Raw genomic sequence first — 25,907 nt, forward strand, 5'->3', positions numbered from 1 at the left:
GTTTTACCTAAACCCAGTTAAATGACCAACCCCCAACACCATGAAATAGTGGTGATTGGGGCAGGCATTTGTGGCGCAACCATTGCCAATGAGTTGCTTCTGCGCGGCAAATCAGTTTGTGTTGTTGATGCCGCATCAACCCCCGCCTCAGCTTGCTCAAGCCATGCTTATGCCATTGCACATCCTCATATTGGCAAAGGATCACCCCGCTTATTACGCCTAACGCGCATTGCCTTTTTGCTTGCTGAAGCCCGCTGGGGCTTGGCTTGGCGGGCGCATGGTATTTTTCAGCCAAGCAAAAAAGACAAAATATTTAATCGTGTAGAAGTTGCAAAACATTTAATTGCTTTGGACCTTGATGAATCTATTGCTTTGCCATTAAGTGCCGAAGAGGCAAAGCAAGTTTGTGGGATTGCACAGAGTGGTGTTTGGATGCCGCGTGCGGCCTCACTCAATTTATTTGAAACTACACATGATCTATTACAAGATCAAAAACGCTTAACTTGTATCTGGAATACACGTATTACCCATTTAGAAAATCGAAACGAAAAATGGATTTTGTATGACGAGAGCCAAAACGAAATCCTTTCTGCAGACAAAGTAGTGATTGCGGCTGCTATGGAAACTAAGCCATTAATGAATAGCATTGGTGTCCGCTTACCTCTCAAGCCTGTGCGTGGCCAGCTCAGCATTTTTTCTGTAGGCCCTCAAGATCCATGGGCGTCTCGTCTGCCAAGGGTTGGCATTTCAGGTGATGGCTATTGCCTTCCGGCCGATTGTCTTGAGGACGGCAGTTATCGCTGGATCGTGGGCTCTAGTTTTGATGAGGGCGAAGATGATCTCGCTGCCAGAGAGAGCAGCGACGAATTTAATCGAGAGCAGGCCAAGGGCTTGGTGGACTATCCGGAAGGAAATACTGAGGGCCTGAAAAAGCTAGGAGAGTTTGTGGGTGTGCGTTGTGTGGCCGGAGATCGACTGCCTATCATTGGCGCACTTACTCAGCGGCCAGGCATTTTCCTGGCTACCGCCCTAGGTTCAAGAGGGGCCTTGTGGTCAGCCCTTGCAGCAAAGCTAATTACTGCTCAGGTGCTTGACGAGGACTTGGCTTTACTGGCGCGCTTTGGTTTTGCAGCAGATTTAGTTGCTGCACTTGCACCCGCACGTTTCTTCGCGGGCGCCTTGGCGGCCCCTTCCGCTTTAGGTGCTTTTGCCTCGAATTCAAAGCCGGTTTTTCCATCGGCACCCAAAACTAAATAGGCCTTAAAGCCACGGCCAGTACGGTTTGATTTAAAGTTGGTCAACAAATCAGTTCGACCTTCTTTCAATAATTTTTGAATTTGTTCAGCAGAAATTTCTTGCTGTAAGACGACCTTACCCGTTTTGAAATCACAGGATTTATTAGGGCCAGTGTTGTTCTCACAGACATAGCGCATACCATCTTCGTAGACCGCACCAGAGCACTTAGGGCACACACCTAAAGCTAGTCGTCCAGTGAAATCGATTGCTTCCGTTTCTTCTTCTTGAGCATTTCCAAAGTCAAACTCCAACTTAAAGCCGGCATTTGGATAGTCAGCATCGTCCTCTGGAATTTCACTTAGCTTAATGATGGCAGCGAAGGGGCGCCCCATTTTGCTTCGGAAGCCCTGTAGTGGGCCGATGGTTTTTTCACGAAGTAGTTCTTCAACTTCGGGATATTCAAATGCACGGCCCCCCGGAGTCTTGCTAATCGTGAAACCACATTTTTCACAGGCAAAACGGCGATAGTTTTCTTTAACCGGGCCCTTGCAATGCGGGCACGGCGTGCTCATCGTTGCATAGTCGCCAGGAATAGTATCGCTGTCGTATTCCTTGGCGCGCTTCACGATGCGCTGAGTCATTTGAGCGATCTCTTGCATGAAAGTGTCGCGATTCATTTTCCCTTGCTCAATCAAGGAAAGTTTGTTTTCCCAACTTCCAGTGAGATCTGGGCGGGTAAGCTCTTCGACATCTAAGCCGCGCAATAAAGTCATTAATTGAAATGCTTTAGCTGTGGGAATGAGTTCGCGCGCTTCACGCACCATATATTTTTCAGCAAGCAAGCCTTCAATGATTGCAGCTCTTGTCGCCGGTGTTCCCAGGCCTTTTTCAGCCATCGCCTCGCGCATTTCATCATCATCAACCCACTTACCAGCACTCTCCATTGCAGACAGCAAGGTAGCTTCTGTATAGCGTGCGGGCGGCTTAGTTTTAAGAGGTATGGCCGCAATAGACTCAGTCTGAACGGTTTCGCCCTCTTGTACCGCCACCAATTCATCTTCGGCCTGGTTTGATCTGCCATACACCGTAAGCCAACCTGGGTTGACGAGCACTCGCCCTTCGGTCTTGAAATGGTGTCCAGATGCTTCCGTGATGCGTGTAGTGACACGGAATTCAGCGGCTGGGTAGAAGACAGCTAAAAAGCGTCGAACCACCAGGTCATACAACTTGAACTCAGGCTCACTTAAATTCTTTGGAGTCTCTAGTGTTGGAATGATCGCAAAGTGATCTGAAATCTTTGAGTTATCGAAAATGCGTTTATTCGGCTTAATCCAACCATAACCTTTGCCTTTTGCTTCCTTCGGATCGCCTTGAAGAATTTGTTTTGCGAATGGCCGATATTCTTGTGAATGCTCAGCAAGGTTTTCCATAGTCTGTTTGACTGTTTCCAAATAATCTTCTGGAAGTGCTTTTGCATCGGTACGCGGATAAGTTAATACTTTGTGACGCTCATAGAGCGCCTGTGCTAGGCCTAATGTATTTTTTGCCGAGAAACCAAAGCGAGCATTTGCCTCGCGTTGCAAGCTGGTTAAGTCAAAGAGTTGTGGCGCGAGTTGAGTGGCTGGTTTTGCCTCTTCAGTAACGGTAGCTTTTTTATCTCTACAAGCAGCCACAATACTTTGTGCCGCAGCCTCGCTCCAAAGGCGATTCTCGCGTGCATCAGGTTCTGTCGCATCTTTCTTAAATTTGGGGTCAAACCAGCGCCCTTCATAAATACCGGCTGCAGCAATAAATTCCGCTTTAACTTCCCAATAATCTTTTGATACAAATTTACGAATGAGCTCTTCACGCTCAACCACGATGGAGAGCGTTGGTGTTTGTACGCGACCAACAGTAGTTAAAAAGAAGCCGCCACTTTTACTATTGAAAGCCGTCATGGCGCGAGTGCCATTGATTCCCACTAACCAGTCAGCCTCAGAGCGACAGCGAGCAGCGTCCGCTAGCGGTTGCATGTCAACATCAGTGCGGAGGTTTGCAAAACCATCACGAATAGCTGCAGGGGTCATCGATTGCAACCACAGGCGTTGAATCGATTGTGATGCTTTAGCGTGTTGCGCAATCAAGCGGAAAATTAATTCACCTTCACGACCTGCGTCACAAGCATTGATTAAGGTAGTGACATCTTTGCGTTTAATGAGGCGTTGTAAAACTTTTAGACGCGATTCTGTTTTTGCAATAGGGCGCAAATCAAAATAAGGAGGCACCACTGGCAGATTGGCAAATGACCACTTGCCTCGTTTGACATCAAACTCTTCAGGGGCGGCAATTTCTAAGAGGTGACCTACCGCAGAAGAGATGACAAAGTCATCGCTTTCGAAATAATCCTCGTGCTTGGTAAATCCGCCCAGCGCTTTGGCGATGTCATTGGCAACCGAGGGTTTCTCGGCAATGATGAGGGCCTTTGGATGGTCCACTGATACGGTTTTGGAGCTGCTTTTGGTAGATGCTTTAGCCACGCGTTTGCCTAAATTTGAGCCTGAAATGATGTTTTTAATGGGAAAAAGCCTGATCAATTTATACCGATTCAGTATTTGATCCGCTTTTTACCCCTTTTTTATTATTAACCGATAAATTGAGAAAAGTCCAAATTCACCCTATTTTGCCCATTCTGAGCCCTTTGGTTTTGCCAGCAAAAACCTCAAAAACCCACTTAAAAACCCTTTAAAGCGGGTTTTTCTAAAAAATGAGCTCTTCCAAAACTTCTTTTGGGCTACTTACAAGCTTTGCCCCCTGCTGGATCAACCGGTGACAGCCGGATGAAAATGGGCTGCTAATGGGGCCTGGGAGTGCAAAAACCTCCCTTCCCAGGTCGGCTGCGATGCGAGCAGTAATGAGGGAGCCTGATTTTTCTGCCGCCTCGATGACGACAACACCCAATGCCAGCGCTGCAATCAAGCGATTTCTCCTTGGGAAGTGAAAGGCCTTTGGTCCCGCCCCTAATGGGAGCTCAGAGATCAGGAGGCCTTGTTGGCTGATCTCTTTAGCGAGACCAAGGTGCTCTCGAGGGTAGGTTTGGTCTAAGCCAGTGCCACAAACTGCTAGGGTGTAATGACGCCTGCCAAGATCGATAGCGGCCTGATGTGCCTCCCCATCAATGCCCCTTGCCAGGCCAGATACGATCAGAGCACCAGCTTTGGAGAGGCCTTGAGCAAAAGCCCGGGCATTTCTCAGCCCTTCGCTACTGGCCCGGCGCGAGCCTACAACGGCAATCATTGGCATTGCCAGTAAGCGTATATCCCCTTTTATATAGAGGCAATCTGGTGGATCATATAAGTGGTTTAGCCGAGCGGGGTAAAGCGGGTTATCCCGTTGAATTTTGATGATGGCGTGTTCGGAGGGGTTTAGCATCAAATGATTTTGACTTTGAAAGAAATTGGCACAATCAGCAAAGCCTGATTACTCTGTTGGATAATTCCCTACATGGCCCTATTAACCGTCCTTTGCTATCCAGATCCACGCCTACACAAAGTTGCAAAACCAGTGGCGCAAGTAGACGCTCGCATAAAGAAAATAGTCGCTGATATGGCTGACACGATGTATCAAGCCCCAGGAGTTGGTCTGGCAGCAACTCAGGTGGACATCCATGAGCGCATCGTAGTGATTGACGTATCTGATGAGCAGAATGAATTAAGGGTGTTTATTAATCCAGAAATTATTTGGTCTAGTCCTGAGAAAAAATCATGGAGAGAGGGTTGTCTTTCTGTGCCAGATTTTTACGACGAAGTTGAAAGACCCTCTCAAATTAGGGTCAGAGCACTTGATCTTGACGGCAAAGAGTTTGAAATGGAGGCCGACGGTTTGTTGGCGGTGTGCTTGCAGCATGAACTAGATCATTTGCAAGGAAAAGTATTTGTTGAGTATTTGTCTTTGCTGAAACGTACCCGCATCTCGCAAAAATTAAAAAAGCGCGCCAAAGAATTATTGGAAGAGCGCTAAGCGCCCCATGAAAATTGTTTTTGCTGGAACTCCGGAGTTTGCTGCGCAAGCAATGCGCGCTATTCATGATGCTGGTCATGAAATTGTTTTGGCCTTGACGCAGCCCGATCGTAGGGCTGGTAGAGGAATGCATTTACAGGCAAGCCCTGTAAAAGCCTTTGCACTAGAACACCAGATTCCAGTTTTGCAGCCACTCAGCTTAAGACGCAATAGTCTTGATTCACAAAATAAAGTAGAAGCACAAGAGGCGTATCAACAGCTAGCAACAATCAATTTTGATGCCATGGTTGTTGTGGCCTATGGCCTGATTTTGCCCCAAGAGATTTTGGATATTGCCCAGCGTCCAGGCAGGTACGGCAGCTTTAATATCCATGCCTCACTATTACCACGGTGGCGGGGCGCAGCGCCAATTCAAAGGGCCATTGAGGCGGGCGATCAGCAAACAGGCGTTTGTATTATGAAGATGGATGCCGGCCTTGATACGGGCGATACTGTTTTAATCGAAGTCCTAGAAATTACTGCAGATGAAACGAGCGTTACTTTGCACGACCGTTTGGCCGTGCTGGGTGCCAAACTCATTGTGCAAACTCTTGGCACCTTAGAAAAAGAAAAAACGATAGAAGCTACGCCACAAGAAAGTGAAGGCGTTACATATGCAGAAAAAATATTAAAGAGCGAAGCAGAAATTGATTGGAGCTTAAGTGCACAGCAGATTGATTGCCGTATCCGCGCATTTAATCCTTTCCCGGGTGCAACAGGCCTGGTAAATGATGTTCCTTTGAAATGCTGGAGTTCCCGTTTATCGGCTGAGAATACAGGCGGTCAAACAGGCGAGCCTGGCAAGGTGTTAGGGTTTAGTGAGAATGGCGCTTACATTCAGTGCGGTAAAGGCGCTATAGAAATTTTAGAAATGCAAAGACCTGGCGGAAAAAAAATGAGTGCAAAAATGTGTTTGCAATCTTTTCTTGACCAAGAGAACCCATTACGTTTTCAGGTACCGACCCAGAGTAAATCCATTTGACTGAGCAAAAAAAATTACGCAGCCTTCCATTATCAGAAGCAATTACTATTGCGGCCCAAGCTCTGGGAGAGGTGATGAGTGGGAGATCGCTAACAGAAGTTTTAGATGAGCTAGAAGTGCATGAGCGGCCAATCGTACAAAGCCTTAGTTTTGAAGCATTGCGTAAATGGGTGCGCTCTCATGAGCTCATCAAGCAATTCATTCCTAAAGCCCCACCGCCAGAGGTCGATCATTTACTGAGTGTTGCCATTGCACTGTTTTTGCAAGAAGACGGGGATGGCAATTACTATGCCACGCATACCCTTGTGGATCAGGCGGTGAAGGCTTGCGGCGAGTATGACAAGACTATGTATGCCAAGGGATTGGTAAATGCCGTACTGCGTAAAGTAAGTTCTGCAGTAAGAGCTCCCGAGGGAGAAACGCGCTACCCCCCAGATCCCATCCCCGTGTTTACTCCGCCTTGGTGGCGAGCAAATCTGAAGCGCAATCACCCCCAATCTTGGCAGGCGATTTTATTTGCACAAGCAAAACGTGCTCCTTTGATATTGCGCGTGAACCTACGACATCAGACGCGTGAACACTACCAAGCTTTATTAAATGAGGTAGGCATTGCTTCAAGGCCAATTGAATCAGTGGCCGGCATACCATTGAATTCTGCTTTAATCTTAGATCGCCCCGTACCCGTGGGAGACTTGCCTGGTTTTTATAGTGGCGCAGTTTCCGTGCAGGATGCTGGCGCACAACTTGCCGCTCTTTTGTTGGACCCCAAAGATGGCGATCTGGTGCTAGATGCTTGCGCAGCCCCAGGTGGAAAAACTGCCCATGTATTGGAGTTGGCTGATTGCAAAATGACGGCCCTGGAATTAGATGGGGAACGTATAGGCAAAATCGGCGGAAACTTAGATCGACTTGATTTGCATTCGGATAATGTAAAAATTTTGCGTGGCGATGCATCTAAGGGCGGATGGTGGGATGGAGTCCTGTTCGACAAAATCCTCCTTGATGCCCCTTGCTCTGCTTCCGGAATCGTTTCTAGACACCCGGATATCCCTTTTTTAAGGCGTGAAGCAGACATTAAATCTTTACAACAAAAGCAGCGAGCTATCTTGAGCCAAGCATGGAAGATGCTTAAGCCTGGGGGCCTATTGCTTTACGTTACTTGCTCAATATTTCCTGAAGAGGGTGAAGGGCAGGCCTTGTGGTTTGCGGCGGAGCATACCAATGCGGTACGATTAGGCGCTCCAGGGCAGATTTTGCCCACGGAAGTAAATGATGGCTTTTACTATGCTTTGTTTAAGAAAAATGGACCATGAGTCACAGGATTAAACAATTTATCTTTTTGTGTCTGATGTTGTTAGGCGTTCATATGACAAACGCCAGCGCAGAAGGAATCAAAATTAAGTCCTTTGAGCTCGAGAAGATTGAGGGCGATTGGCTTTTAAATGCCTCATTCCAAATTGAGCTAGCACCAGGCTTAGAGGATGCCGTTCAAAAAGGCGTTGTCTTATATTTTCAAACAGAGTTTGAGCTCACTCGTGGTCGTTGGTATTGGTTTGAAGAAAAAGCGGTTTTGGCACAACGACAAATACGCCTTTCTTATCAACCCTTAACGCAACAATTTCGTATTGCCTCAGAAGGGTTTACTTTTTCAGCCCCAACCATTGCTGAAGCATTGCAGGCGGTTGGCAGTATTGGGGGCTGGCGTGTCATTGATAATGCGCAGATTGATCAAGGTAAGTCCTATATGGCTGCCTTGCGGATGGTCCTCGATCTGAGCAAGCTACCAAAGCCGTTTCAGGTTAATGCGCTAAACAATCGCGATTGGAGTGTATCGAGCGATTGGTATCGATTCCCCTTTTCGCCTACAGGCCCTAATTTAGTTAAGCGATGAGATTGCTAGATCGCGTACTTAAGCTCGACTTTCTTGCATCGGGCTCATGGAGAAGAAAAATAATTCCTGTTGCAATCGGGATTATTGGGGCATTCGCATTACTCTTGTTAGTTCTGCTTTTTCTTGCATCATCCAATACACAGTTTTTCGATAACTACTTTATTTGGTTGTATGCAGCCAATGTAGTGATTGGCATATGCCTCACACTTGTTATTTTGATATTGGTATCTGTCATTGCAGTGCGCTGGTATCGCGGGCATTTTGGTACGCGCCTAGTTGCAAAGTTGGCCATGATTTTTGCTTTGGTGGGCGTTGTTCCAGGGCTGATTTTGTATGGAGTGTCTCTGCAGTTCGTATCCCGCAGTATTGAAACCTGGTTTGACGTTAAGGTTGAATCAGCGCTTGAGGCTGGCCTTGAATTGGGGCGCGCTACTTTGAGCAGCTCTTTAATAGAGCTACAAGATGAGGGGCGGATTGTGATTGATCAAATCCGCACCATTCCCAATTATTCAAGCCCTGCGGAATTGACCCTATTGCTTTCAAGAATGCGAGATCAATTCGGCATTCAAGAAATTACTATTTTTGATAGTCATCAGGCTGTAGTTGCCACAGCGGCTTCAGGCGCTCTTCTGAAGCAGTCGCCCTCTCCAAGCTCAGAGGTGATGGTACAAGCATCCAAGGTAGGCCATGTCAGCATTATTGATGAGCCTGTTTCAGCTAGTGGGCCTCAAGCGTACTCATTACGGGTAGTTCTCCCTTTGGTAAAAGAAAGCACTGTAAGCACGCGGGGTTTTGGACTTAATACACAGTACCAAAAAGAGCTTTGGTATCTTCAGTTAACCAAGGCAGTGCCCGAGAGTATTTCTAAAAACTCCCTTGCTGTTCAGGCTGCTTACAGCGATTACCAAGAAAAGTCCTTAGGTCGCTCTGGCCTTAGAAAAATGTTTGTGGGTACGCTTACGCTCACCCTTTTCTTCGCAGTGTTTGTGGCCATCACCTTGGCTCTAATGCTCGGCCGTCAGTTAGCGCGCCCCCTTCTCATGTTGCTGAGAGGAACTCAAGCCGTTGCGCAAGGCGATTTATCACCTAAGCCAGAGTTAGATACCGGCGATGAGCTGGGCATGTTGACCCGCCAATTTAATGTGATGACAAGACAGCTTGCAGATACCCGCACCTCCTTGCAGGAGTCCAAAGCCTTTTTGGAAACAGTGTTGGGAAGCCTAACTGCAGGCGTTTGTATCTTTGATAAAGGATATAACTTGGTGTCTAGTAACGCAGGCGCTGACCGAATTTTTGGTCAAGATCTGACTAATTTAGAAAGCGGACCATTAAGCCACAGCCCTACTCTCGCAGAGTTTGAAGAGGCGATCAAAGGAGGCTTCGCCACGATGAAGTTGGCGGTGACCAGTGAAGGGATGAAGGGCATAGCTAGCGGAGAGCAAGAATCTGCACCAGTTTGGCAAAAACAAATTCAATTACATGCTACCAATGAATATGAAAACGAACTAGGAGTTACCTTATTTGTGCGTGGTACAGAATTAACCGGCGATCTTCGCATGGTAGTTTTTGATGACATCACGGATGTGGTCACTGCACAAAGATCTATCGCTTGGAGCGAGGTGGCCAGACGTTTAGCGCATGAGATCAAAAATCCATTAACCCCAATTCAGTTGTCTGCTGAACGATTACAGCATAAGTTGGCGGGTAAGCTGAGCCCTGAACAAGAGGACATGATTAATCGAAGCACCGAGACAATTATTGGTCAAGTGCAGGCAATGAAGGAAATGGTTAATGACTTTAGAGATTTTGCAAAGACACCAACCCCGCAACTCAAGCCGATTTCGATTAATACTTTGACTGCTGAAATTTTGGGTTTATATGAGGGCAGTCACATCCAAACACATTTAGATCCGAATTGCCCTGACATCATGGGCGACCCTACACAATTGCGACAAGTTATTCACAATTTGCTTCAAAATGCTCAAGATGCAACCTTGGAAGGTAAAAACCAAAACGAAGCAGTTGAAGTAAAAACTGAGCTTGTGCCCTATGGTGAGCAAAATGGGGAAGTACAAAATGCAGTGCGCTTAACAATAAGTGACGGTGGAACAGGTTTTCCAGCTAAGATATTGGCAAGAGCATTTGAGCCTTATGTAACTACCAAGAGTAAAGGGACTGGATTGGGTTTGGCGGTTGTTAAGAAAATCATTGAAGATCATGCCGCCAAAATTGAAATCCGAAACCGCATGTGGGGAGATGAAGTGATTGGGGCACAAGTATCTGTGTTGTTTATGAATCTAGCAAAAGAGGCAGCCTAAACATGGCTAGTATTTTGGTTGTTGATGACGAGATGGGAATTCGTGAGCTTCTCAATGAGATTCTCACAGATGAAGGTCATACCGTGTATGCCGCAGAGAGCGCCATACAAGCTCGTACTATTCGTGAACAAATGCGACCCGATTTGGTGTTGCTTGACATTTGGATGCCCGATACCGACGGTATTACTTTATTAAAAGAGTGGTCAAAAACGGGACAACTCACTATGCCAGTAGTGATGATGTCTGGTCATGCAACGATTGATACAGCAGTGGAAGCAACTCGTATCGGCGCTTTAAATTTCTTAGAAAAACCGATTGCTTTACAAAAGCTCTTAAAGACTGTGAATAAGGCGCTTGAGCTGTCGCCCAAATATGTTGAGGCTGAAGATGCGAAGCCAGCACAGTCCAGCGTACCCTCAAGTACAGCCCCAAGGCCAGCCCTTGCTGAAACAACTAGCCAAGCACCTGCTGAGGGTGAATACATCAGTGGCATTGCCAAAACTTACTTTGACCTTCCGCTGAGAGAGGCGCGCGATTTGTTTGAGAAGGCGTATTTTGAACATCAAATGCAAATGATGGGTGGCAGCATGACCAAGATTTCGGACTACACCGGTCTTGAGCGCACCCACCTATATCGCAAGCTCAAAGCACTGGGCATAGATACTTCGCGCAATAAGGGCGAGCAATAAGTACTTCAGCAAATATCGCGGATCCGCAATCAATCATTGTTGTATTGTTTTTGAAAGCAGCAACGCATTCGCGTTAAGGCGGATAATGGCGCTCATACCCTTTTCGGAATGATTTCGTATGGAAATTAAGGTTAATTTTCTTGACAAGCTGCGCCTCGAAGCCAAGTTCGATGACTTCACGGTAATTGCTGATCAGCCCATCAGATATAAGGGCGATGGCTCTGCGCCGGGGCCGTTTGATTACTTTCTAGCCTCATCAGCGCTATGCGCTGCCTATTTTGTAAAGCTGTACTGTGACACACGCAATATTTCTACAGAAAATATTCGTCTCTCCCAAAATAATATTGTGGATCCTGAAAATCGTTATCAGCAGATTTTTAAGATTCAGGTTGAGTTGCCCGAAGATATTTCTGCACATGATCGTCAGGGTATTCTGCGCTCTATCGAGCGCTGTACAGTAAAGAAAGTGGTTCAAGCAGGACCTGAGTTTGTCATCGAAGAAGTTAAGAACTTAGATGCAGATGCGCAGGCCTTACTGGCTTTGAAGCCAGCTGCTGATGCTAGTACTTACATAGTGGGAAAAGATTTACCGCTTGAGCAAACCATTGCCAATATGTCTGCGGTGTTGGCTAATCTGGGAATCAAGATTGAAATTGCCTCGTGGCGAAACATTATTCCTAATGTATGGTCCTTGCATATCCGTGATGCGCACTCACCAATGTGTTTTACCAACGGCAAGGGATCAACAAAGGAAAGCGCTCTAGCATCGGCTTTGGGCGAGTATATCGAGCGACTGAGTAACAATCATTTTTATGCCGGAGCATTTTGGGGCGAAGAGATTGGCAATGCGAATTTTGTGCACTACCCAAATGAGCGGTGGTTTAAGCCTGGTAAAAATGACGCACTACCAAAAGAAATTCTGGATGACTATTGCCTGAGTATTTTTAATTCTGATGGTGAATTACGTGGCTCCCATTTAATCGATACGAATTCTGGCAATCATGAGCGCGGCATTTGTTCTTTGCCTTATGTCCGCCAATCTGATGGCGAGCTTGTGTATTTCCCATCCAATCTCGTTGAAAATCTATACGTCAGCAATGGCATGAGTGCTGGCAATACCTTGGCTGAGGCCCAGGTCCAGTGCCTATCTGAGATTTTTGAGCGAGCAGTTAAACGTGAAATCTTAGAGGGAGAAATTGCCTTGCCTGATGTGCCACTGCATGTGCTTGAGAAGTACCCAAGCATACTGGCGGGTATCCGAGGCCTTGAAGAACAAGGCTTTCCAGTGTTAGTAAAAGACGCCTCCCTGGGTGGCACTTATCCTGTGATGTGCGTTACTTTAATGAATCCACGCACGGGTGGCGTCTTTGCCTCTTTTGGCGCGCATCCAAGCTTAGGGGTTGCGCTGGAGCGAAGTCTGACAGAATTACTTCAAGGCCGTAGCTTGGAGGGTTTGAACGATTTGCCTCCGCCTACTTTCGCAAGCGAAGCGGTGACTGAACCAAATAATTTTGTGGAACACTTCATTGATTCAAGCGGCATTGTGTCGTGGCGCTTTTTCAGTGCAAAGTCAGATTACGAATTTGTTGAGTGGGACTTTTCTAGTCAAGGCGAAAACGCTAACGCAGAGGAAGCAGCAACTTTGTTTGGCATCCTCAAATCAATGGGCAAAGAAGCTTATATAGCTGTATATGACGAGCTGGGTGCAACAGCATGTAGGATCTTGGTTCCAGGGTATTCGGAGGTTTATCCGGTTGAGGATTTGGTTTGGGACAACACAAATAAGGCGCTACTGTTCCGTAAAGACATTTTGAATCTGTCCTCTTTAGACAACGCTAGCTTAGAGGCATTGCTCGAGCGCTTAGAAAATAACGAGCTTGATGAGTATGGTGATATTGCTACATTGATTGGTATTGAGTTTGATGAAAATACTACTTGGGGACAATTGACGGTGCTCGAGTTGAAGTTATTAATTCAGCTTGCATTGCGTCACTATGACGAGGCCCTTGAATTAGTGGGTGCATTTCTTCAATACAACGACAACACAGTTGAGCGTAAATTGTTTTATCAAGCCCTCAATGCAGTGCTAGAGATTGTGCTGGATGATGACTTGGAGCTTGAGGACTATCTCATCAATCTTCGTCGGATGTTTGGCGATGAAAGAATGGAAGCTGTCTTAGGCTCCGTAGATGGCAGTGTGCGATTCTATGGGCTTACTCCAACCAGTATGAAGCTAGAGGGACTTGATAGGCACCATCGTATGATTGATAGCTATAAAAAATTGCATGCTGCTCGAGCGAGGGCTGCGGGCTAGACTTTCTCATTACTCCTTAAGGCATAAATGAACTTTTTTAGATACCACTGGTTTGATATTGCATTGATGCTCGCGGCCATACTCGTATTAGCCCTTTTCTTAATTCAGCCAACGGGGATGACTTTATTGCTATGGCTTAGTTTGGGCTCGCTTTTTTTGCACCAAGTAGAAGAGTGGCGCTATCCGGGCTACTTTCCTGGCATGGTAAATAAGGCGATGTTTAATAGCGACCTCCCAGATCGCTATCCATTAAATGCCAATAGCGGAATGTTAGTTAATGTGGTCTTGGGTTGGGGCGGCTATGTATTGGCAGCCTTGCTTTGGCAACACGCGATTTGGCTGGCTATTGCAACCATTTTGGTTTCCACAGGAAACATTCTTGCGCACACTATTATTTTTAACATTAAGGGCAAGACGTTTTACAACCCAGGCTTAATCACCTGCTGGCTATTTTTTGTCCCCATTGTTTATTTGTTCTTTGATCTAGTGATTTCGCAAAACCTGGCAAGGCCATCAGATTGGTTTATTGGAATAGCTTTAGGCATTGCGCTTAATTACTTTGGTGTTTACAAAATGATTATTTGGATGGCCGATAAAAATACACCGTATATTTTTCCAAAGCGTTTTTTGCTAGGCCAAAGCCAGCACTAATTTAATAATGCCGAATTTAAAAGAGTTAGTCATCATTGGGGATGGCTTTGCCGCCGCAGTGATGGTCGTGCATCTTTTACAGCGCGGTATTTCGAGATCATCGATCACGGTAATTGGTCCGGGAGATTTGGGCAAAGGCAATGCCTATAACTGCGCTAGTCTATTTTTTCGACTCAATGTACGTGAGGATCTGCCGATTGTATTTTCTGAAGACCCCTTGCATTTTGCGAGGTGGGCCGAGCAGAATATAAATGATCCACAGGCAAAAACAGAGGCAGGTTACTTCTATCGACGCCAAGACTTTGGGCGCTATGTGTGCGAGCTGATCACCCAAGAGTGTGAGTCGGATCAACTAGAGCAAATCAAAGCCAAAGTACTGAACTTAACTGGTGCAGAAAACAACTGGCATCTTGAGCTTGATAATCAGAGCACGCTGATTGCAAAAAAAGTCATTATTGCTGCTGGAAACCCATCGCCTAATTGGCCATGCAAAGTTACCCTACAACAACCTACTTCAGTAACCCCCCGTCTTATTGAGAATCCATGGACAGGACACTTTCTAGAAAGTATTGATGCCCAAGAAAATATTATTTTGCTTGGCGGAGGGCTAACAGCCTTAGATGCTATCAATGCTCTTGAGGGGCGCAAGCATCAGGGGATGGTTTATGTGATTGCTCCAAGAGCTCTATTTCCTCCCGAACAAGCTCCCTGGCAAAAACAAGGGCAGCCCAGCTGGCCTCAGAATGTAAGTCCTGCGAGACTCATTCGTTTTATGCGTAATTATTTGCCTTCTGCGCCCACAAATAGCGCAGAGTGGCAGAGCGCTTGGGAAGAGTTAAGGCCAAACCTGAATGCACTCTGGCAACAATTTTCACCGCATCAAAAAAAGTCCTTATTTAAGCGTTTGGGTTGGCTTTGGTCTTTATATCGTTTTAGAGCATCGCCCCAAACTATTGCCGCGTATCAGCGACTAAAAGAGAAAAATCAGATTCAGTTTGTAATGGGACGAGCTAAAGAAATTAAATGCTCTGAAATGAATGTCACAGCGCTCTTAGGAAACGGTATTGAAGTTGAGGGTGATCGAATCTTAAACTGCACTGGTGTTGCATCTGATCAATTGCTACAGCAGCTAATTGAAGTTGGCCTCGCCATTCCAGATCCGCTTGGTCATGCGATTGCAGTTGATAAAAACTTTAGGGTTATGCATTTATCTGGAGAGCACTGGAATAGTTTGTGGATGATTGGGCCCGGAACCATGGGAAGCCTGGGTGATGTGATAGCCGCGAGCGCAATTGCCAAACAAGCAGAGCAATTAGCGATACAACTATCCTAGAGCGCCTTTAAATATTGCCCTTGAGCTAGAGACTATTTAGGGTTGCGCTGAGTATTCCCGATCTTTTGTACTGCTGAATATCGATGACAAGAGACGAGATGATCATTAATCATTCCGCTAGCCTGCATAAATGCATAACAAATTGTTGTTCCAACAAACTTAAATCCAGCCTTCAGTAGTGCCTTGCTCATTGCATCTGATTCAGGTGAGCTTGCCGGAATTTCGCTTAAGGCATGGCGTTTGTTTTGAATGGATTTATGTTTAACAAATGACCAAAGAAATTGATTGAATGGTTGTCCACTTTTCTCTAGCGCTAAATAGGCTTTAGCGTTACCAATTGTGGCAGCTACTTTTAGGCGATTACGAATAATTCCAGGATTTGCCAACAGCTCGACAACCTTCTGATCGTCATATTTAGCTAGTTTCTTTGGGTCGAATTGGTTAAATGCTTCGCGATAGCTTTCTCGCTTCTTTAATACCGTAGACCAAGATAGGCCAGCCTGGGCGCCCTCTAAGATCAGCAATTCAAATAACTGTCTACTGTCATGAATTGGAACACCCCATTCAGTATCGTGATACTGCCGATATAGATCAAAGCCTTCACACCATGGGCAACGAAGCAGTGTTTTCATGCCTTGATTCTAAAGGCTTGCTTAGATAGAGTGAAAGCACCGGCTCACCCCAGATCAGACGCAGTAAAGGACATTTTTTAGGCTAAAACACAGTTTCATTTATAATTCCCAGTCTTGGCCTGGTAGCTCAGTCGGTAGAGCAGAGGATTGAAAACGTAGGCGAGAGGATTAATAGTCCTCTACTCATTGGGTCCTAGCTGAGCAAGACTCACTGCCCTATCTGCACTGAATTTTATGGCTCCCAGCGGTTTCCTATATTCCTGAATTGGCATCCGCAGCTTTGAGTTGGTACAAAAATTTGTATTCCATTTAGAACAATAAATTTCAGCGTCTAGTTACAGGACGCTTGATGGCTGCTATCGGCCAGAAGCAGTCAGGAAAGATTCGAACTCGCGACCAACGGATTAAAAGGGCAAGGTAGACGCTGACGGATTTAGAGTAGCATGGAAATACTCAACTACTTTTATAGGTAGAACTTTAATTTAGCAGAGGCAATTTGATTTAGATAGCCTGATGTGCTTGTTTGAAGATCATAACGAACATTGAGCTCAATATCTTTAGTAATCACTCCAGAAATACCAGCCCCGGCGTTATAAAGCCATGGTGACAACTGAAGTCCGTAAGTGGTAAATGAATTGCCTCCTCCTGCATAGCTAGCTCCCAAGAGAACTTGACGATTTAGAGAGTTATATCCAGCGCTCACATTGGTGGATAGTTTCACTTTCGGCATGAACTCATAATCAGCCCTTAATCCAGCAGTGGTAAATAACTCATTCCATGTTTGATTGTTAATATTTAAATTTAATACGCCAGCATTAGATTCGTTATAGGCCTGAGACTGTACGGTGAGGTAATCTACGCGAAAGGTTGGGGTGATCGAGGTTTTATCGTTAAGAACAAAGTTTTGTTGTACGCCTGTTCCAAGGTGGCCTGTGTAGCTTGTATAGCTGGAGTTTGCAGTAACTCCATAAAAACTGATATTGCGTGAGCCAGAATTTTGATTGACGGCAATATCAGCCTGATAATTTAATTTTAAAGCTGGAGTTAATTTGTAATCTCCATAGCCCCCTAATTGGTAGCTGTTGATGTTTAAGTTGCTAGGAGCTGCAGAATTATTTGAGCTCATAGATGATGTTGATATTCCTAAAACAGCACCTAAGCTTATTTCGCTTGAAATTACCTTATCGGCACCTAAAACTAAGCCACCAGTATTACTGTTATAGCCAGCTACATTAGCGTAGGTAGCTTGGTTGCCCCAAGCGCCGTAAATCCTACCCCAAACCTCTTTATTCCCAATAATATCTTCACCACCTGATTTACCTGCTAAGGCATTTTGTCTAGCAAGTACATTTTGATTAAACATTCGCTGCGAACTAGCAGTTGCTTGTGAGCCTGCTCCAGTCAGTACCGGCATAGTTTGACTAATGGCATTTGATTGCGCGGTTCCCGAGAGATTGTCAATCGCTGTGATGACGGGTGCCATAGCACCAGTAAAACCAAGAGCAGTTCCGCCAAGGTTATATAAAGATGCAGCTGCACCAGCTGCTGCTGGATTGTTAGCTGCCGCAGTGACGCTGACATAAGGGGTGATTTCTGTGAGAATTGTGTAATAACCTGTATAGGCAGCAGTAGCGTTGTTATAACCTGCCAATACCATCGAAGCATTTGTATTGGAGCCAGTGATACTGCCATAAGAAGTGGCAATTTCTGCACTTCCTGTTTTCAGAGTTGCAAAAAGTACCTTACCCTCAGGAGTCACAGAGCCTAATTGAGAAAAGGTAATTGTTTTTCCATCTGGCCCAATGCCAGTCCCCGTGAAATAGCCGCCACTATAGTTATTAATTGTGAAGCGTCCGGGCTTGGTGCTTCCAAATAAAATAGGGTCAACTATTTTCCAAACTGTTCCAGCTGTCCATGAGTATGCTGGGTTGGCAGTAGTTGTCGGGTTTGATGTAATTTGGGTTGCATTCGTTCCATCATAGGGAACCATATTAGCCCAGTGTGTGACGTACAAGCCCTGTACAGGTGTAAACATCTGCATTTGTATTGCGTTTGTACCGTTATAGGTTACGAATTGCCCAAAACCGAGAGTGGTTGGTGCACCAGTTATTACTCCACTACTATTAGTGGGTGTAAACACCATAGAAATTTGCCCGCTCGGTGCCACAGTTCCAGATATGGATGCATAGGATGGGATGAACGTAATTGGGCCAAGCGCAAATACTCCTGTCGCTGATCCCACAAATGAAGTTGTGCCACCTACAACGCTAGTTACTTTCATCCCTGATGTAGATGTAGTAGTGCATCCATTAACACCCAGCTGACAACCCCATGTAGTTTGGTCTCCCAAAGGTGTAGCATTTGACAGTCCTGATGTAGTGGATGCGACATAGCCTAATAAATTGGCAGCAGGAACATCCCAATTAGAGCCGGCAATGATGGTGGAGTAATTGGTCTGCGATTGAGCTGCACCAATTTTCATCATCAACATTATTGCTACAGTAGTGCTGACAAAAATACTTTTTAAAAATGTAATCATGACAATAGGAATTGAGGTTAAACACGGAGCATTTAGACTTTATAGAGGAAGCTATCGAATATGTCTATTTGAAGTGTATTCGAGGTGTAACTTATCACTTATTACACTGATGGGCTGGAAGAGATTGGCTGCACCAAAATAGTGTTTCCGAACTCGAGACCAAGGGATTAAAAGGCCTCCAGCGGAGGTTATCTCCGCCACAGTCTGCTTTGGGTCGTTAGCAGTCCTTCGTAAGTCTCGCCACATCAAGCCTCGTTAAACAGAGGATTCATATATGCCTATTAGTCGCCCACCGTCAGCAGGATGCCTCATCCCCACTAGCAAGGATTTACAAGGCTTTCACCAGAGTCGGCTACAGTAAACCCATTTAGAGAGTCTCCCAGCAGTTTCATTTATAATTCCCAGTCTTGGCCTGGTAGCTCAGTCGGTAGAGCAGAGGATTGAAAACGTAGGCGAGAGGATTAATAGTCCTCTACTCATTGGGTCCTAGCTGAGCAAGACTCACTGCCCGCTCGGCACCGAATCTCATGGCTCCCAGCGGTTTCCTATATCCCCGAATTGGCATCCGCAGCGTCGTGTTGGCACAATAATCTATGTTCCATTTAGAACAATAAAATTCAGCGTCTAGATACGGGACGCCGATAAATTTTTATTCGTTCATCTTGATATTACGATCGGTGGCAATCTTGGAATAGGTCGTATATTCCTGCTTCAAAAATTCAGAAAATTCTTTGGGCGAGCTGCCAATCGGCTCTACACCCTGCGAGAGTAACTTATCCCGAATTGCAGGTTCTTTAACAATCTTAGCGGTTGCCGAAGCTAGTTTATTTGTAATTTCATTAGGCGTTTTGGCAGGAACAAAAAGCCCCATCCAATTGGTAAACCTATACCCCTTCATACCGGGCTGTTCAGCTACCGTCAGAACGTCAGGCATTGCAGCAGACCTTTTTTCACTTGTGACCGCAAGGATTGTAATTTTCCCATTTTTTGCGTGAGCAATTGTTGGCGGCATTCCTACGATCGCTATTGGAATTTGCCCACCTAGCACATCTGCTGTTGCTGGAGCAGCCCCTTTGTAAGGGATATGCAAAATATCAATTCCAGCAATAGCATTTAATGATTCACCAGCAAATTGCATTGAACTGCCATTGCCCGGTGTTCCATAAGAATACTTTCCAGGGTTAGCTTTTGCTAAAACAATAAACTCGTTTAGATTTTTGGCGGGAACGCTTGGGTGAGCTGCAATTACTAGAGGTGTTTCCCCGATTAAGGAGATAGGAATTAAATCAACTTTTGGATCATAGGGTACTTTTTGACCTGCGCTAGGTCCAACCACAACTTCTGCAGGTGACGCTATTAAAAGGGTATATCCATCAGGCGCACTTTTAGCAACTAGATCGGCCCCAATAGCGCCTGAGGCGCCTGCTTTATTTTCTACTAAGACAGTGGTGTTGAGAATTTCACCGAGTCTTTGTGCATACGTTCTCGCTACCCCATCCACTCCGCCTCCAGGAGGATAAGGGACAATAATTTTTATTGGCCTTTCGGGCCATGGGGCGCCCAACGCAGGAGTAATTAGTAAAAAGCTAGTCAATAGCGAGGTAGTGTATTTCAATACCAGATTCATTTGCATCTCTTCTCCAATCAATTTTAGTATTAAAGGAAGTCTGCTGCAGCGCCAGGTGCTGGAGTAAATCCAATATCCCCGCGGGCAATCACAGCCTCTCGCCCGCCATTTGCTGCTAAATTTTCAGCCTGTCTTGCTTTGGCCCTTCTGTCAGTCTCATCAGGATCGCAAACACTCAGAAGTTTTAAGTGACACTCACTAAGAATATGTTTGTAATCTGGGCTCTGCCCAAGATCCGTTGTTTCATTTGGATCACTTTCAAGATCAAACAATTGAGCTGGGTACTTTGCGTAATACACATATTTCCATTTACCATTTCTAATGGCATAGGCCCCAGTTGTAGAGCCCATACCGTGATATTCGGAAAGTACAGTTCTGTCGGGCTTGTAACCATTTGCAATATCAAACAGCGATACCCCTAGATGACCATCTTTAACGGAATTAAAACTAATTCCAACCCCTTCAAGAATGGTTGGGAAGCAATCTACGTGACTTACCGGCGTTTCAATACGAAGCCCTTTTGGAACATCTGGGCCAGCCATAATTAAGGGCACGCCTGCAATTTCTTCAAACATCGTTGATTTACCCCACAGACCGCGAGCACCTAAGTTGTCTCCGTGATCACTTGTGTAAATTATGTTGGTATTGTCTGCAAAGCCAAGATCTTGCAAAGTAGTCAGGATCTTTCCCACATTCTCATCTAGATAGGAAACTAAACCAAAGTAGCCGCATAGAGCCCGCTTGACTTGGTCTTCATTTTCAAAGTAGTCGTCATAACAAAATGAATTCCTGTAATCCTCTAAATAAGGATGATGGGGGCGCTCTTCCCGCGCATACATTAATGGCATTGGTAATTCTTTGCCCCAGTATTTGTAATAATGTTCTGGGGGCGCTGTTAGTGGAAAGTGTGGCGCTACAAACGAAACAAAAAGAACCCAGGGCTTATCTACAGCCCGCTCTTTGGTTGCCTGCTCATGTAACCAGATTTGGGCTTTGGAGCAAATTTCTTTGTCGTAGAACGTGTATTGTGATTCTCCTGGCCCAGCTAACGCTGCCATTTTTTTTGAGCCGCCACGCTTAGGCAGATCGTCGCGCACAAGTCCGAGCAAGTCCCCTTTTCCCTTGAGAATATGCATAGGAATTTGTTCTTCAGTAAAGCCATGATCTTCTTCGTATTCACGAAAATGTAGTTTTCCAATTGAGGTTACGTTAAACCCCTGGTCTCTGATAATGTGATGCCAGGAGGGAATTGAGCCATCGTAAGCATCAGCGTTATCCCAAAATCCAATTTGATTGATGTATTTTCCAGTTGCAAATCCAGCTCGAGCAGGTATGCAAACAGGACTAGTTGTGTAAGTGTGCTCAAAAACGGTCCCCGTCTTTGCAAGAACATCTAGATTTGGGGTTTGTATGATTGGGTGGCCAGAATTTCCAAGAACCTTTGGATTGTGTTCGTCCGACATGATGACGAGAAAATTATTTGCCATACAACTCCTATCTTTAGCCAGTTGAAATCCTATTAAATACTATATTACTATATAGTAATAGTTGAATGAGTCAATGATGGCTAAAATAGTCTGATGAGTAAATCACCTGATCTAAAAGAGTTCTTGGCAGTTTTAAATAAGCATTCACGCCCAGGAGTACCCAAATATATTGCGCTGCGGGATGCTATTATCGATATGGCATCAAGTGGTGCATGGCCATCTGGAATGCGCCTAATGACTGAAGCGCGGTGGGCCCAAGAGTTGCCTATTTCACTTGGAACAATTCAGCGTGCATTTAGGATGTTGGTTGAAGATGGCGTAATCCTACGTCGCCAGGGGGCGGGATCATTCTTAGCCAGTGGTGATTTGGGCAGGATGCATGCTCCATTGCATTGTAGGTTTATTGACGACTCTGGCCGTTCATATTTACCTGTTTATTCCACGGTGATATCTAGAGAGCTGGCTCACGGTGAAGGAGTGTGGACTGAACATGTGGGTAAAAAAGATGCCTACAAGATAGATCGCATTCTTGATATTGGAAATGAATTCTTTGCTTACAGTTCTTTCTGGATTAATGTTCACAAATTTACGGAGTTCAAAAAGTTATCACTTAAAAAGTTATCAGGTGAAAATTTTAAAGAAATCATATGGAATAACACCCATCAACCAGTAGGCAGGCTTATTCAGCATCTTGAAATAAAGTTGCCATCTAAAGATATTCAGAAAAGATTAAAAATTAAAACAGGCATCATGTGTCAATTTTTGCAAGTGTTTGCATATATTGGCCAGAATCAACCTCTGTACTATCAAGAAATATGGATTCCACCAAATTCCAGAAAACTAGATTTGGCTTCTGATGGCCGTGATAAAGGCCTCTATAGATAGAGGATAGTTAAATCTCCACTTGTTCCATCGCTTCCATACCGTCCCACAGGATCAACCATCTCCACTAGCCTGAGAGTCCAGCAAAATAAGGCGAGTCGGCACAGTCACCCGCATTTACCAAGCTAAAACACAGTTTCATTTATAATTCCCAGTCTTGGCCTGGTAGCTCAGTCGGTAGAGCAGAGGATTGAAAATCCTTGTGTCGGTGGTTCGATTCCGCCCCGGGCCACCAAACTCAAATAATGCCCTGCTTCGTGCGGGGCATTTTCTTTTGGTCGGGTGGATGAGATGGTCACTTGACAAAGCGTACGCTTTTGCGTACTATATTGAAAAGGAGTGAAATCATGACCACATTAACCGCAAGTGAAGCTCGAGCAGGTCTCTACCGTTTGATTGATCAAGCGGCAGAGTCACACAAGCCAGTAGTCATTTCTGGTAAGCGAGCAAATGCTGTTTTAGTTTCCGAAGAAGATTGGAGCGCTATTCAGGAGACGCTTTATCTATTGGCAATTCCAGGAATGCGTGAGTCAATTAAAGACGCTATGGCTGAGCCTATTACTAAAAGTAAAAGGGCATTGAAGTGGTAACCTGGAATTTAGCTTATTCCAAATATGCCATTAAAGATGCTAAAAAACTATCTGCCGCAGGCCTTAAAGGTAAAGCCCAGGCTTTATTGGATATTTTAGAAGTAGACCCTCTCCAAAATCCGCCGCCTTATGAGAAGTTAGTTGGCGATCTAAAGGGGGCTTACTCACGCAGAATTAATATTCAACATCGCCTAGTTTATGAAATTTTGCGCAAGGAGAAGACGATCCGTGTTTTAAGGATGTGGACTCACTACGAATGAAGTCGGCATTAGCCTAAAGCAGAGTCAGGCATCCTCGGCCTTGGTTCGATTCCGCCCCGGGCCACCAAGAAACACCAAAACCACCTTCGGGTGGTTTTTCATTTACAGAAGATTAATTCCAAAGCCCTTCATCAGCAAAGCAAATAAGCCAAAGCAGATAGCTGTTGCCACTATACACGCACCCATCGTCATCCAAAATCCTAGTCTTGGAAGTAAGTATGGAAATAATAGAAACATAGGCAGCGTTGGAATCACATACCAAAAGGTGTAATAGGCGTGATTGGCAATCTTTTCTTCGGATTGGTTTTCTACATACAGCCATACAAGTGTTAGAAGAGTCATTAAGGGTAATGCCGCAATAAAGCCACCCAACCTATCACTTCGTTTGGCAACTTCAGAAATGAATACAACCATTCCTGCTGTTAGTAGATATTTGGTGATGATCCAAGCCATAGATGCCTTAAATTTTTTTGCTTGCCCCATTATAGGAATGTCGTTTAAAACGACAAATCTAGCAAATGGGCATAGAATGGAATTGTGAGAAGGATATGTGCCGCTCTTTGCTTTAGTCTGTTTGCCAGCTTGATTCATGCGGCAGTGATACCCATTGATTTATCGGCACATCAGCCTCAGCATCAAGTTGCCGTTACTGATAACTCAGACCATCATTGTGATGAGCTGGTGAGCAACTCTCACGATACAAATACCAATCAACCTTGCCATGCCGACAGTTATCAGTGCTGTTTAGGTTTAGTCGTTATTCCAATATTGAGTATTGAGCTTTCGGTAGCCTCAACCCAAGCCCCGCATTCAACCGGCTCATCGTTGGTTCTTCAGCCAATGATTAACTTTATCTATAAACCTCCAAAAGCCTAAGCTAATTTTGAAATACAAGTTAGTTTGATTTGTGACACCCAGTCACGCCTATATTTTGGAGAAACACAATGAACATGACTCACTACATGGAGTTGTTGGCTGTTAATCAGCCTTGGAATTTAATTATTTTTATGGCGATCCCAATCATCTTGGCAGAGACATTAGCTATCACTGAGCTATATCTACTCTTTACTCGCAAGTTCGATGGTGCTGTTTATTACCTCAATCGCTTTTCTGGGATTGCTGTGGGCGTTTATTTTGTTGGAATCATTTACTACATTGTGACTAACGCCATTATTCCCATTACACAGGCAGGCGAGTGGAGAACAGTGATTGATGTAATCGCTGTTAGTACTTATGTCATCGCAGGATTGCCGCTGATCTGGATTGCCCTACAAGAGTTTGGTTTAGTTAATCGAGCGCTAGATCAAATGGGTAAGTTAAAGATTCATGCGATATGCGTTGCCTTGTTCTTGGTATTTGGACACATCGCCATGATCGCCGGCATGCTTGATCCAAGTATTCTGGGATACAAAAGCGCTAACCCTCATCAAATGGGTGGCAACTCGGATCATGAGTTTTGCCATCCTGATGGGCATCGCGACATGATGAAGGATCATCAGCAAATGAAAAAAACCATGCCGATGAATAAGCAAGGCCATAGTCATTAATAAAAGGTTTGCCCGCAAGGGCAATCTTTATTTTAAGAAAGGGATAGTTAATATGAGATCGGTAAATCAGCAAAGAAGGCTTATTTCGTTTGGCTTGGTTTTATTACCTACATTAAGTTTTGCTGTAACAGAGAAGCCCTTAATTACGATGTGGAAAAGTCCAACTTGTGGATGCTGTAAAGATTGGGCGGCGTACTTAGAAAAAAATGGCTTTCATGTAAAGGCAATTGATATCGGTAATACTGAAATGCGTCAAAAGCTAGGAATGCCAGTTCAGTATGGTTCATGCCATACCGCTCAAATTAATGGTTATGTAATCGAAGGACATGTGCCCGCTAAAGAAATTAAGCGACTCTTGGCAGAAAAACCCAAGGCAATTGGGCTTGCTGTTCCTGCTATGCCGATTGGCTCACCGGGCATGGATGGCCCTGAATACAAGGGCAGAAAAGATCCTTACGATGTTTTATTGATTGGACTAAATGGTATGCCCTCGGTTTATCAGGCCTATAAGTAGAGTCAGAGATTCTCGGTGCTATGGCGGTTGACTGAAGGGGTATGGCAACACAATCTGTACGCACAGAAAAAATGCCCCTCGCAAGATTCTGATTTCATTGCTAAATTTGACCGGCACAAGGACGCACAATTTTTAGACAAGTCGAGACTGGTGACTCAAGCCCTTGAAATCAAAGCGAAAGCGGTCTATCGGAGGATATTTGAAAATCCTTGTGTCGGTGGTTCGATTCCGCCCCGGGCCACCAAGAATCCATGGTACGTACCGGACACATGCTTTACGTCCGGTACCGACCACATGGTTTTCACCTTTACCAATCACATCCCCAATACTTTGGGACCAAATGGATTTTCTAGGGCTTGTACCCGCGAAGACTCCATATC

23 protein-coding genes, 1 tRNA gene and 1 pseudogene are annotated in these 25,907 nt (G+C 45.1%); 18 read left to right on the forward strand and 7 right to left on the reverse strand.

The window, feature by feature from the left end:
• Window positions 1–21: 21 nt before the first annotated feature.
• Window positions 22–1,113 (forward strand): annotated as a pseudogene (gene mnmC, locus ICN41_RS11400) (FAD-dependent 5-carboxymethylaminomethyl-2-thiouridine(34) oxidoreductase MnmC); the annotation flags it as partial.
• Here mnmC and ICN41_RS08680 read toward each other — a convergent pair.
• Window positions 1,083–3,752 (reverse strand): DNA topoisomerase III, encoded by a 2,670-nt coding sequence (locus tag ICN41_RS08680; protein WP_370629118.1) that lies wholly within the window; start codon window positions 3,750–3,752, stop codon window positions 1,083–1,085. The pseudogene mnmC and the gene ICN41_RS08680 sit on opposite strands and share 31 nt — an antisense overlap.
• A 220-nt stretch (window positions 3,753–3,972) precedes the next feature.
• Window positions 3,973–4,644, reverse strand: a complete 672-nt coding sequence (dprA, locus tag ICN41_RS08685; RefSeq protein WP_216292504.1) for a DNA-processing protein DprA — start codon at window positions 4,642–4,644, stop codon at window positions 3,973–3,975.
• Window positions 4,645–4,716: 72 nt separating this feature from the next.
• On the opposite strand from dprA, the gene def reads away from it, so the two are divergent.
• From def to ICN41_RS08730, 9 genes are all read left to right on the forward strand, one after another.
• The gene (gene def, locus ICN41_RS08690) at window positions 4,717–5,232 is read left to right on the forward strand and encodes a peptide deformylase (RefSeq protein WP_216292505.1); all 516 of its coding nucleotides are present in this window, start codon (window positions 4,717–4,719) and stop codon (window positions 5,230–5,232) included.
• 7 nt (window positions 5,233–5,239) lie between these two features.
• Window positions 5,240–6,253: a methionyl-tRNA formyltransferase gene (gene fmt, locus ICN41_RS08695; protein WP_216292506.1), complete on the forward strand. Its 1,014-nt coding sequence runs from the start codon at window positions 5,240–5,242 to the stop codon at window positions 6,251–6,253.
• The gene (rsmB, locus tag ICN41_RS08700) at window positions 6,250–7,566 is read left to right on the forward strand and encodes a 16S rRNA (cytosine(967)-C(5))-methyltransferase RsmB (RefSeq protein ID WP_216292507.1); all 1,317 of its coding nucleotides are present in this window, start codon (window positions 6,250–6,252) and stop codon (window positions 7,564–7,566) included. Before fmt ends, rsmB begins: the two co-directional genes overlap by 4 nt.
• Before the next feature lie 53 nt (window positions 7,567–7,619).
• On the forward strand, window positions 7,620–8,144 hold the full coding sequence (locus ICN41_RS08705) for a DUF4390 domain-containing protein (protein ID WP_255537949.1): 525 nt from the start codon (window positions 7,620–7,622) through the stop codon (window positions 8,142–8,144).
• A complete protein-coding gene (locus ICN41_RS08710) occupies window positions 8,141–10,462 on the forward strand; it encodes a PAS domain-containing sensor histidine kinase (RefSeq protein WP_216292509.1) in 2,322 nt (773 codons plus the stop codon). The genes ICN41_RS08705 and ICN41_RS08710 overlap by 4 nt, the downstream gene beginning before the upstream one ends.
• A 2-nt stretch (window positions 10,463–10,464) precedes the next feature.
• Complete coding sequence (locus tag ICN41_RS08715) at window positions 10,465–11,151, forward strand: response regulator (RefSeq protein WP_216292510.1); 687 nt, start codon at window positions 10,465–10,467, stop codon at window positions 11,149–11,151.
• A gap of 118 nt (window positions 11,152–11,269) precedes the next feature.
• On the forward strand, window positions 11,270–13,465 hold the full coding sequence (locus ICN41_RS08720) for an OsmC domain/YcaO domain-containing protein (RefSeq protein WP_216292511.1): 2,196 nt from the start codon (window positions 11,270–11,272) through the stop codon (window positions 13,463–13,465).
• A gap of 27 nt (window positions 13,466–13,492) precedes the next feature.
• Window positions 13,493–14,116: an HXXEE domain-containing protein gene (locus tag ICN41_RS08725; RefSeq protein ID WP_216292512.1), complete on the forward strand. Its 624-nt coding sequence runs from the start codon at window positions 13,493–13,495 to the stop codon at window positions 14,114–14,116.
• A gap of 7 nt (window positions 14,117–14,123) precedes the next feature.
• Window positions 14,124–15,449, forward strand: a complete 1,326-nt coding sequence (locus ICN41_RS08730) for an FAD/NAD(P)-binding protein (RefSeq protein ID WP_216292513.1) — start codon at window positions 14,124–14,126, stop codon at window positions 15,447–15,449.
• Window positions 15,450–15,481: 32 nt separating this feature from the next.
• Here ICN41_RS08730 and ICN41_RS08735 read toward each other — a convergent pair whose 3' ends face one another.
• The 4 genes from ICN41_RS08735 to ICN41_RS08750 form a co-directional block, all read right to left on the reverse strand.
• Window positions 15,482–16,081, reverse strand: coding sequence for a DNA-3-methyladenine glycosylase I (locus tag ICN41_RS08735; RefSeq protein WP_216292514.1), 600 nt, complete (start codon window positions 16,079–16,081; stop codon window positions 15,482–15,484).
• Between the two features lie 463 nt (window positions 16,082–16,544).
• Entirely contained in the window at window positions 16,545–18,620 is a 2,076-nt protein-coding gene (locus tag ICN41_RS08740) for an autotransporter outer membrane beta-barrel domain-containing protein (protein WP_216292515.1), read from the reverse strand.
• Window positions 18,621–19,269: 649 nt separating this feature from the next.
• The gene (locus ICN41_RS08745) at window positions 19,270–20,253 is read right to left on the reverse strand and encodes a tripartite tricarboxylate transporter substrate binding protein (protein WP_255537950.1); all 984 of its coding nucleotides are present in this window, start codon (window positions 20,251–20,253) and stop codon (window positions 19,270–19,272) included.
• A 23-nt stretch (window positions 20,254–20,276) separates the two neighbouring features.
• A complete protein-coding gene (locus tag ICN41_RS08750; protein WP_216292516.1) occupies window positions 20,277–21,734 on the reverse strand; it encodes a sulfatase-like hydrolase/transferase in 1,458 nt (485 codons plus the stop codon).
• A gap of 93 nt (window positions 21,735–21,827) precedes the next feature.
• Between ICN41_RS08750 and ICN41_RS08755 the strand changes: the two genes are divergently transcribed.
• The 4 genes from ICN41_RS08755 to ICN41_RS08770 all read left to right on the forward strand — a co-directional run bounded on the left by ICN41_RS08755 (window position 21,828) and on the right by ICN41_RS08770 (window position 23,466).
• Window positions 21,828–22,619, forward strand: coding sequence for a GntR family transcriptional regulator (locus ICN41_RS08755; protein ID WP_216292517.1), 792 nt, complete (start codon window positions 21,828–21,830; stop codon window positions 22,617–22,619).
• 156 nt (window positions 22,620–22,775) lie between these two features.
• Window positions 22,776–22,851, forward strand: a tRNA-Phe gene (locus tag ICN41_RS08760).
• Window positions 22,852–22,963: 112 nt separating this feature from the next.
• A complete protein-coding gene (locus tag ICN41_RS08765; RefSeq protein WP_216123334.1) occupies window positions 22,964–23,206 on the forward strand; it encodes a type II toxin-antitoxin system Phd/YefM family antitoxin in 243 nt (80 codons plus the stop codon).
• On the forward strand, window positions 23,200–23,466 hold the full coding sequence (locus tag ICN41_RS08770; protein WP_216292518.1) for a Txe/YoeB family addiction module toxin: 267 nt from the start codon (window positions 23,200–23,202) through the stop codon (window positions 23,464–23,466). The genes ICN41_RS08765 and ICN41_RS08770 overlap by 7 nt, the downstream gene beginning before the upstream one ends.
• 102 nt (window positions 23,467–23,568) lie before the next feature.
• Here the strand turns inward: ICN41_RS08770 and ICN41_RS08775 are convergent, their stop codons facing one another.
• Window positions 23,569–23,919, reverse strand: a complete 351-nt coding sequence (locus ICN41_RS08775) for a DUF3147 family protein (RefSeq protein ID WP_216292519.1) — start codon at window positions 23,917–23,919, stop codon at window positions 23,569–23,571.
• An 84-nt stretch (window positions 23,920–24,003) separates the two neighbouring features.
• Between ICN41_RS08775 and ICN41_RS08780 the strand changes: the two genes are divergently transcribed.
• The 4 genes from ICN41_RS08780 to ICN41_RS08795 form a co-directional block, all read left to right on the forward strand.
• Complete coding sequence (locus ICN41_RS08780; RefSeq protein WP_216292520.1) at window positions 24,004–24,342, forward strand: hypothetical protein; 339 nt, start codon at window positions 24,004–24,006, stop codon at window positions 24,340–24,342.
• 68 nt (window positions 24,343–24,410) lie between these two features.
• Window positions 24,411–25,013: a DUF6803 family protein gene (locus ICN41_RS08785; RefSeq protein WP_216292521.1), complete on the forward strand. Its 603-nt coding sequence runs from the start codon at window positions 24,411–24,413 to the stop codon at window positions 25,011–25,013.
• 52 nt (window positions 25,014–25,065) lie between these two features.
• Window positions 25,066–25,527, forward strand: a complete 462-nt coding sequence (locus tag ICN41_RS08790) for a DUF411 domain-containing protein (protein WP_216292522.1) — start codon at window positions 25,066–25,068, stop codon at window positions 25,525–25,527.
• Between the two features lie 27 nt (window positions 25,528–25,554).
• The coding region (locus ICN41_RS08795) for a hypothetical protein (RefSeq protein WP_216292523.1) at window positions 25,555–25,907 on the forward strand (353 nt) is incomplete at its 3' end.

Source organism: Polynucleobacter sp. 15G-AUS-farblos, assembly GCF_018882445.1.
In the GTDB taxonomy this organism is placed as follows: domain Bacteria; phylum Pseudomonadota; class Gammaproteobacteria; order Burkholderiales; family Burkholderiaceae; genus Polynucleobacter.

Coding starts and splice junctions, on each gene's coding strand:
- dprA (WP_216292504.1), bottom strand. CDS start 4,644: ATGCTAAACCCCTCCGAACACGCCATCATCAAAATTCAACGGGATAAC.
- def (WP_216292505.1), top strand. CDS start 4,717: ATGGCCCTATTAACCGTCCTTTGCTATCCAGATCCACGCCTACACAAA.
- fmt (WP_216292506.1), top strand. CDS start 5,240: ATGAAAATTGTTTTTGCTGGAACTCCGGAGTTTGCTGCGCAAGCAATG.
- ICN41_RS08705 (WP_255537949.1), top strand. CDS start 7,620: ATGACAAACGCCAGCGCAGAAGGAATCAAAATTAAGTCCTTTGAGCTC.
- ICN41_RS08710 (WP_216292509.1), top strand. CDS start 8,141: ATGAGATTGCTAGATCGCGTACTTAAGCTCGACTTTCTTGCATCGGGC.
- ICN41_RS08715 (WP_216292510.1), top strand. CDS start 10,465: ATGGCTAGTATTTTGGTTGTTGATGACGAGATGGGAATTCGTGAGCTT.
- ICN41_RS08720 (WP_216292511.1), top strand. CDS start 11,270: ATGGAAATTAAGGTTAATTTTCTTGACAAGCTGCGCCTCGAAGCCAAG.
- ICN41_RS08725 (WP_216292512.1), top strand. CDS start 13,493: ATGAACTTTTTTAGATACCACTGGTTTGATATTGCATTGATGCTCGCG.
- ICN41_RS08730 (WP_216292513.1), top strand. CDS start 14,124: ATGCCGAATTTAAAAGAGTTAGTCATCATTGGGGATGGCTTTGCCGCC.
- ICN41_RS08735 (WP_216292514.1), bottom strand. CDS start 16,081: ATGAAAACACTGCTTCGTTGCCCATGGTGTGAAGGCTTTGATCTATAT.
- ICN41_RS08740 (WP_216292515.1), bottom strand. CDS start 18,620: ATGATTACATTTTTAAAAAGTATTTTTGTCAGCACTACTGTAGCAATA.
- ICN41_RS08745 (WP_255537950.1), bottom strand. CDS start 20,253: ATGCAAATGAATCTGGTATTGAAATACACTACCTCGCTATTGACTAGC.
- ICN41_RS08750 (WP_216292516.1), bottom strand. CDS start 21,734: ATGGCAAATAATTTTCTCGTCATCATGTCGGACGAACACAATCCAAAG.
- ICN41_RS08755 (WP_216292517.1), top strand. CDS start 21,828: ATGAGTAAATCACCTGATCTAAAAGAGTTCTTGGCAGTTTTAAATAAG.
- ICN41_RS08765 (WP_216123334.1), top strand. CDS start 22,964: ATGACCACATTAACCGCAAGTGAAGCTCGAGCAGGTCTCTACCGTTTG.
- ICN41_RS08775 (WP_216292519.1), bottom strand. CDS start 23,919: ATGGCTTGGATCATCACCAAATATCTACTAACAGCAGGAATGGTTGTA.
- ICN41_RS08785 (WP_216292521.1), top strand. CDS start 24,411: ATGAACATGACTCACTACATGGAGTTGTTGGCTGTTAATCAGCCTTGG.
- ICN41_RS08790 (WP_216292522.1), top strand. CDS start 25,066: ATGAGATCGGTAAATCAGCAAAGAAGGCTTATTTCGTTTGGCTTGGTT.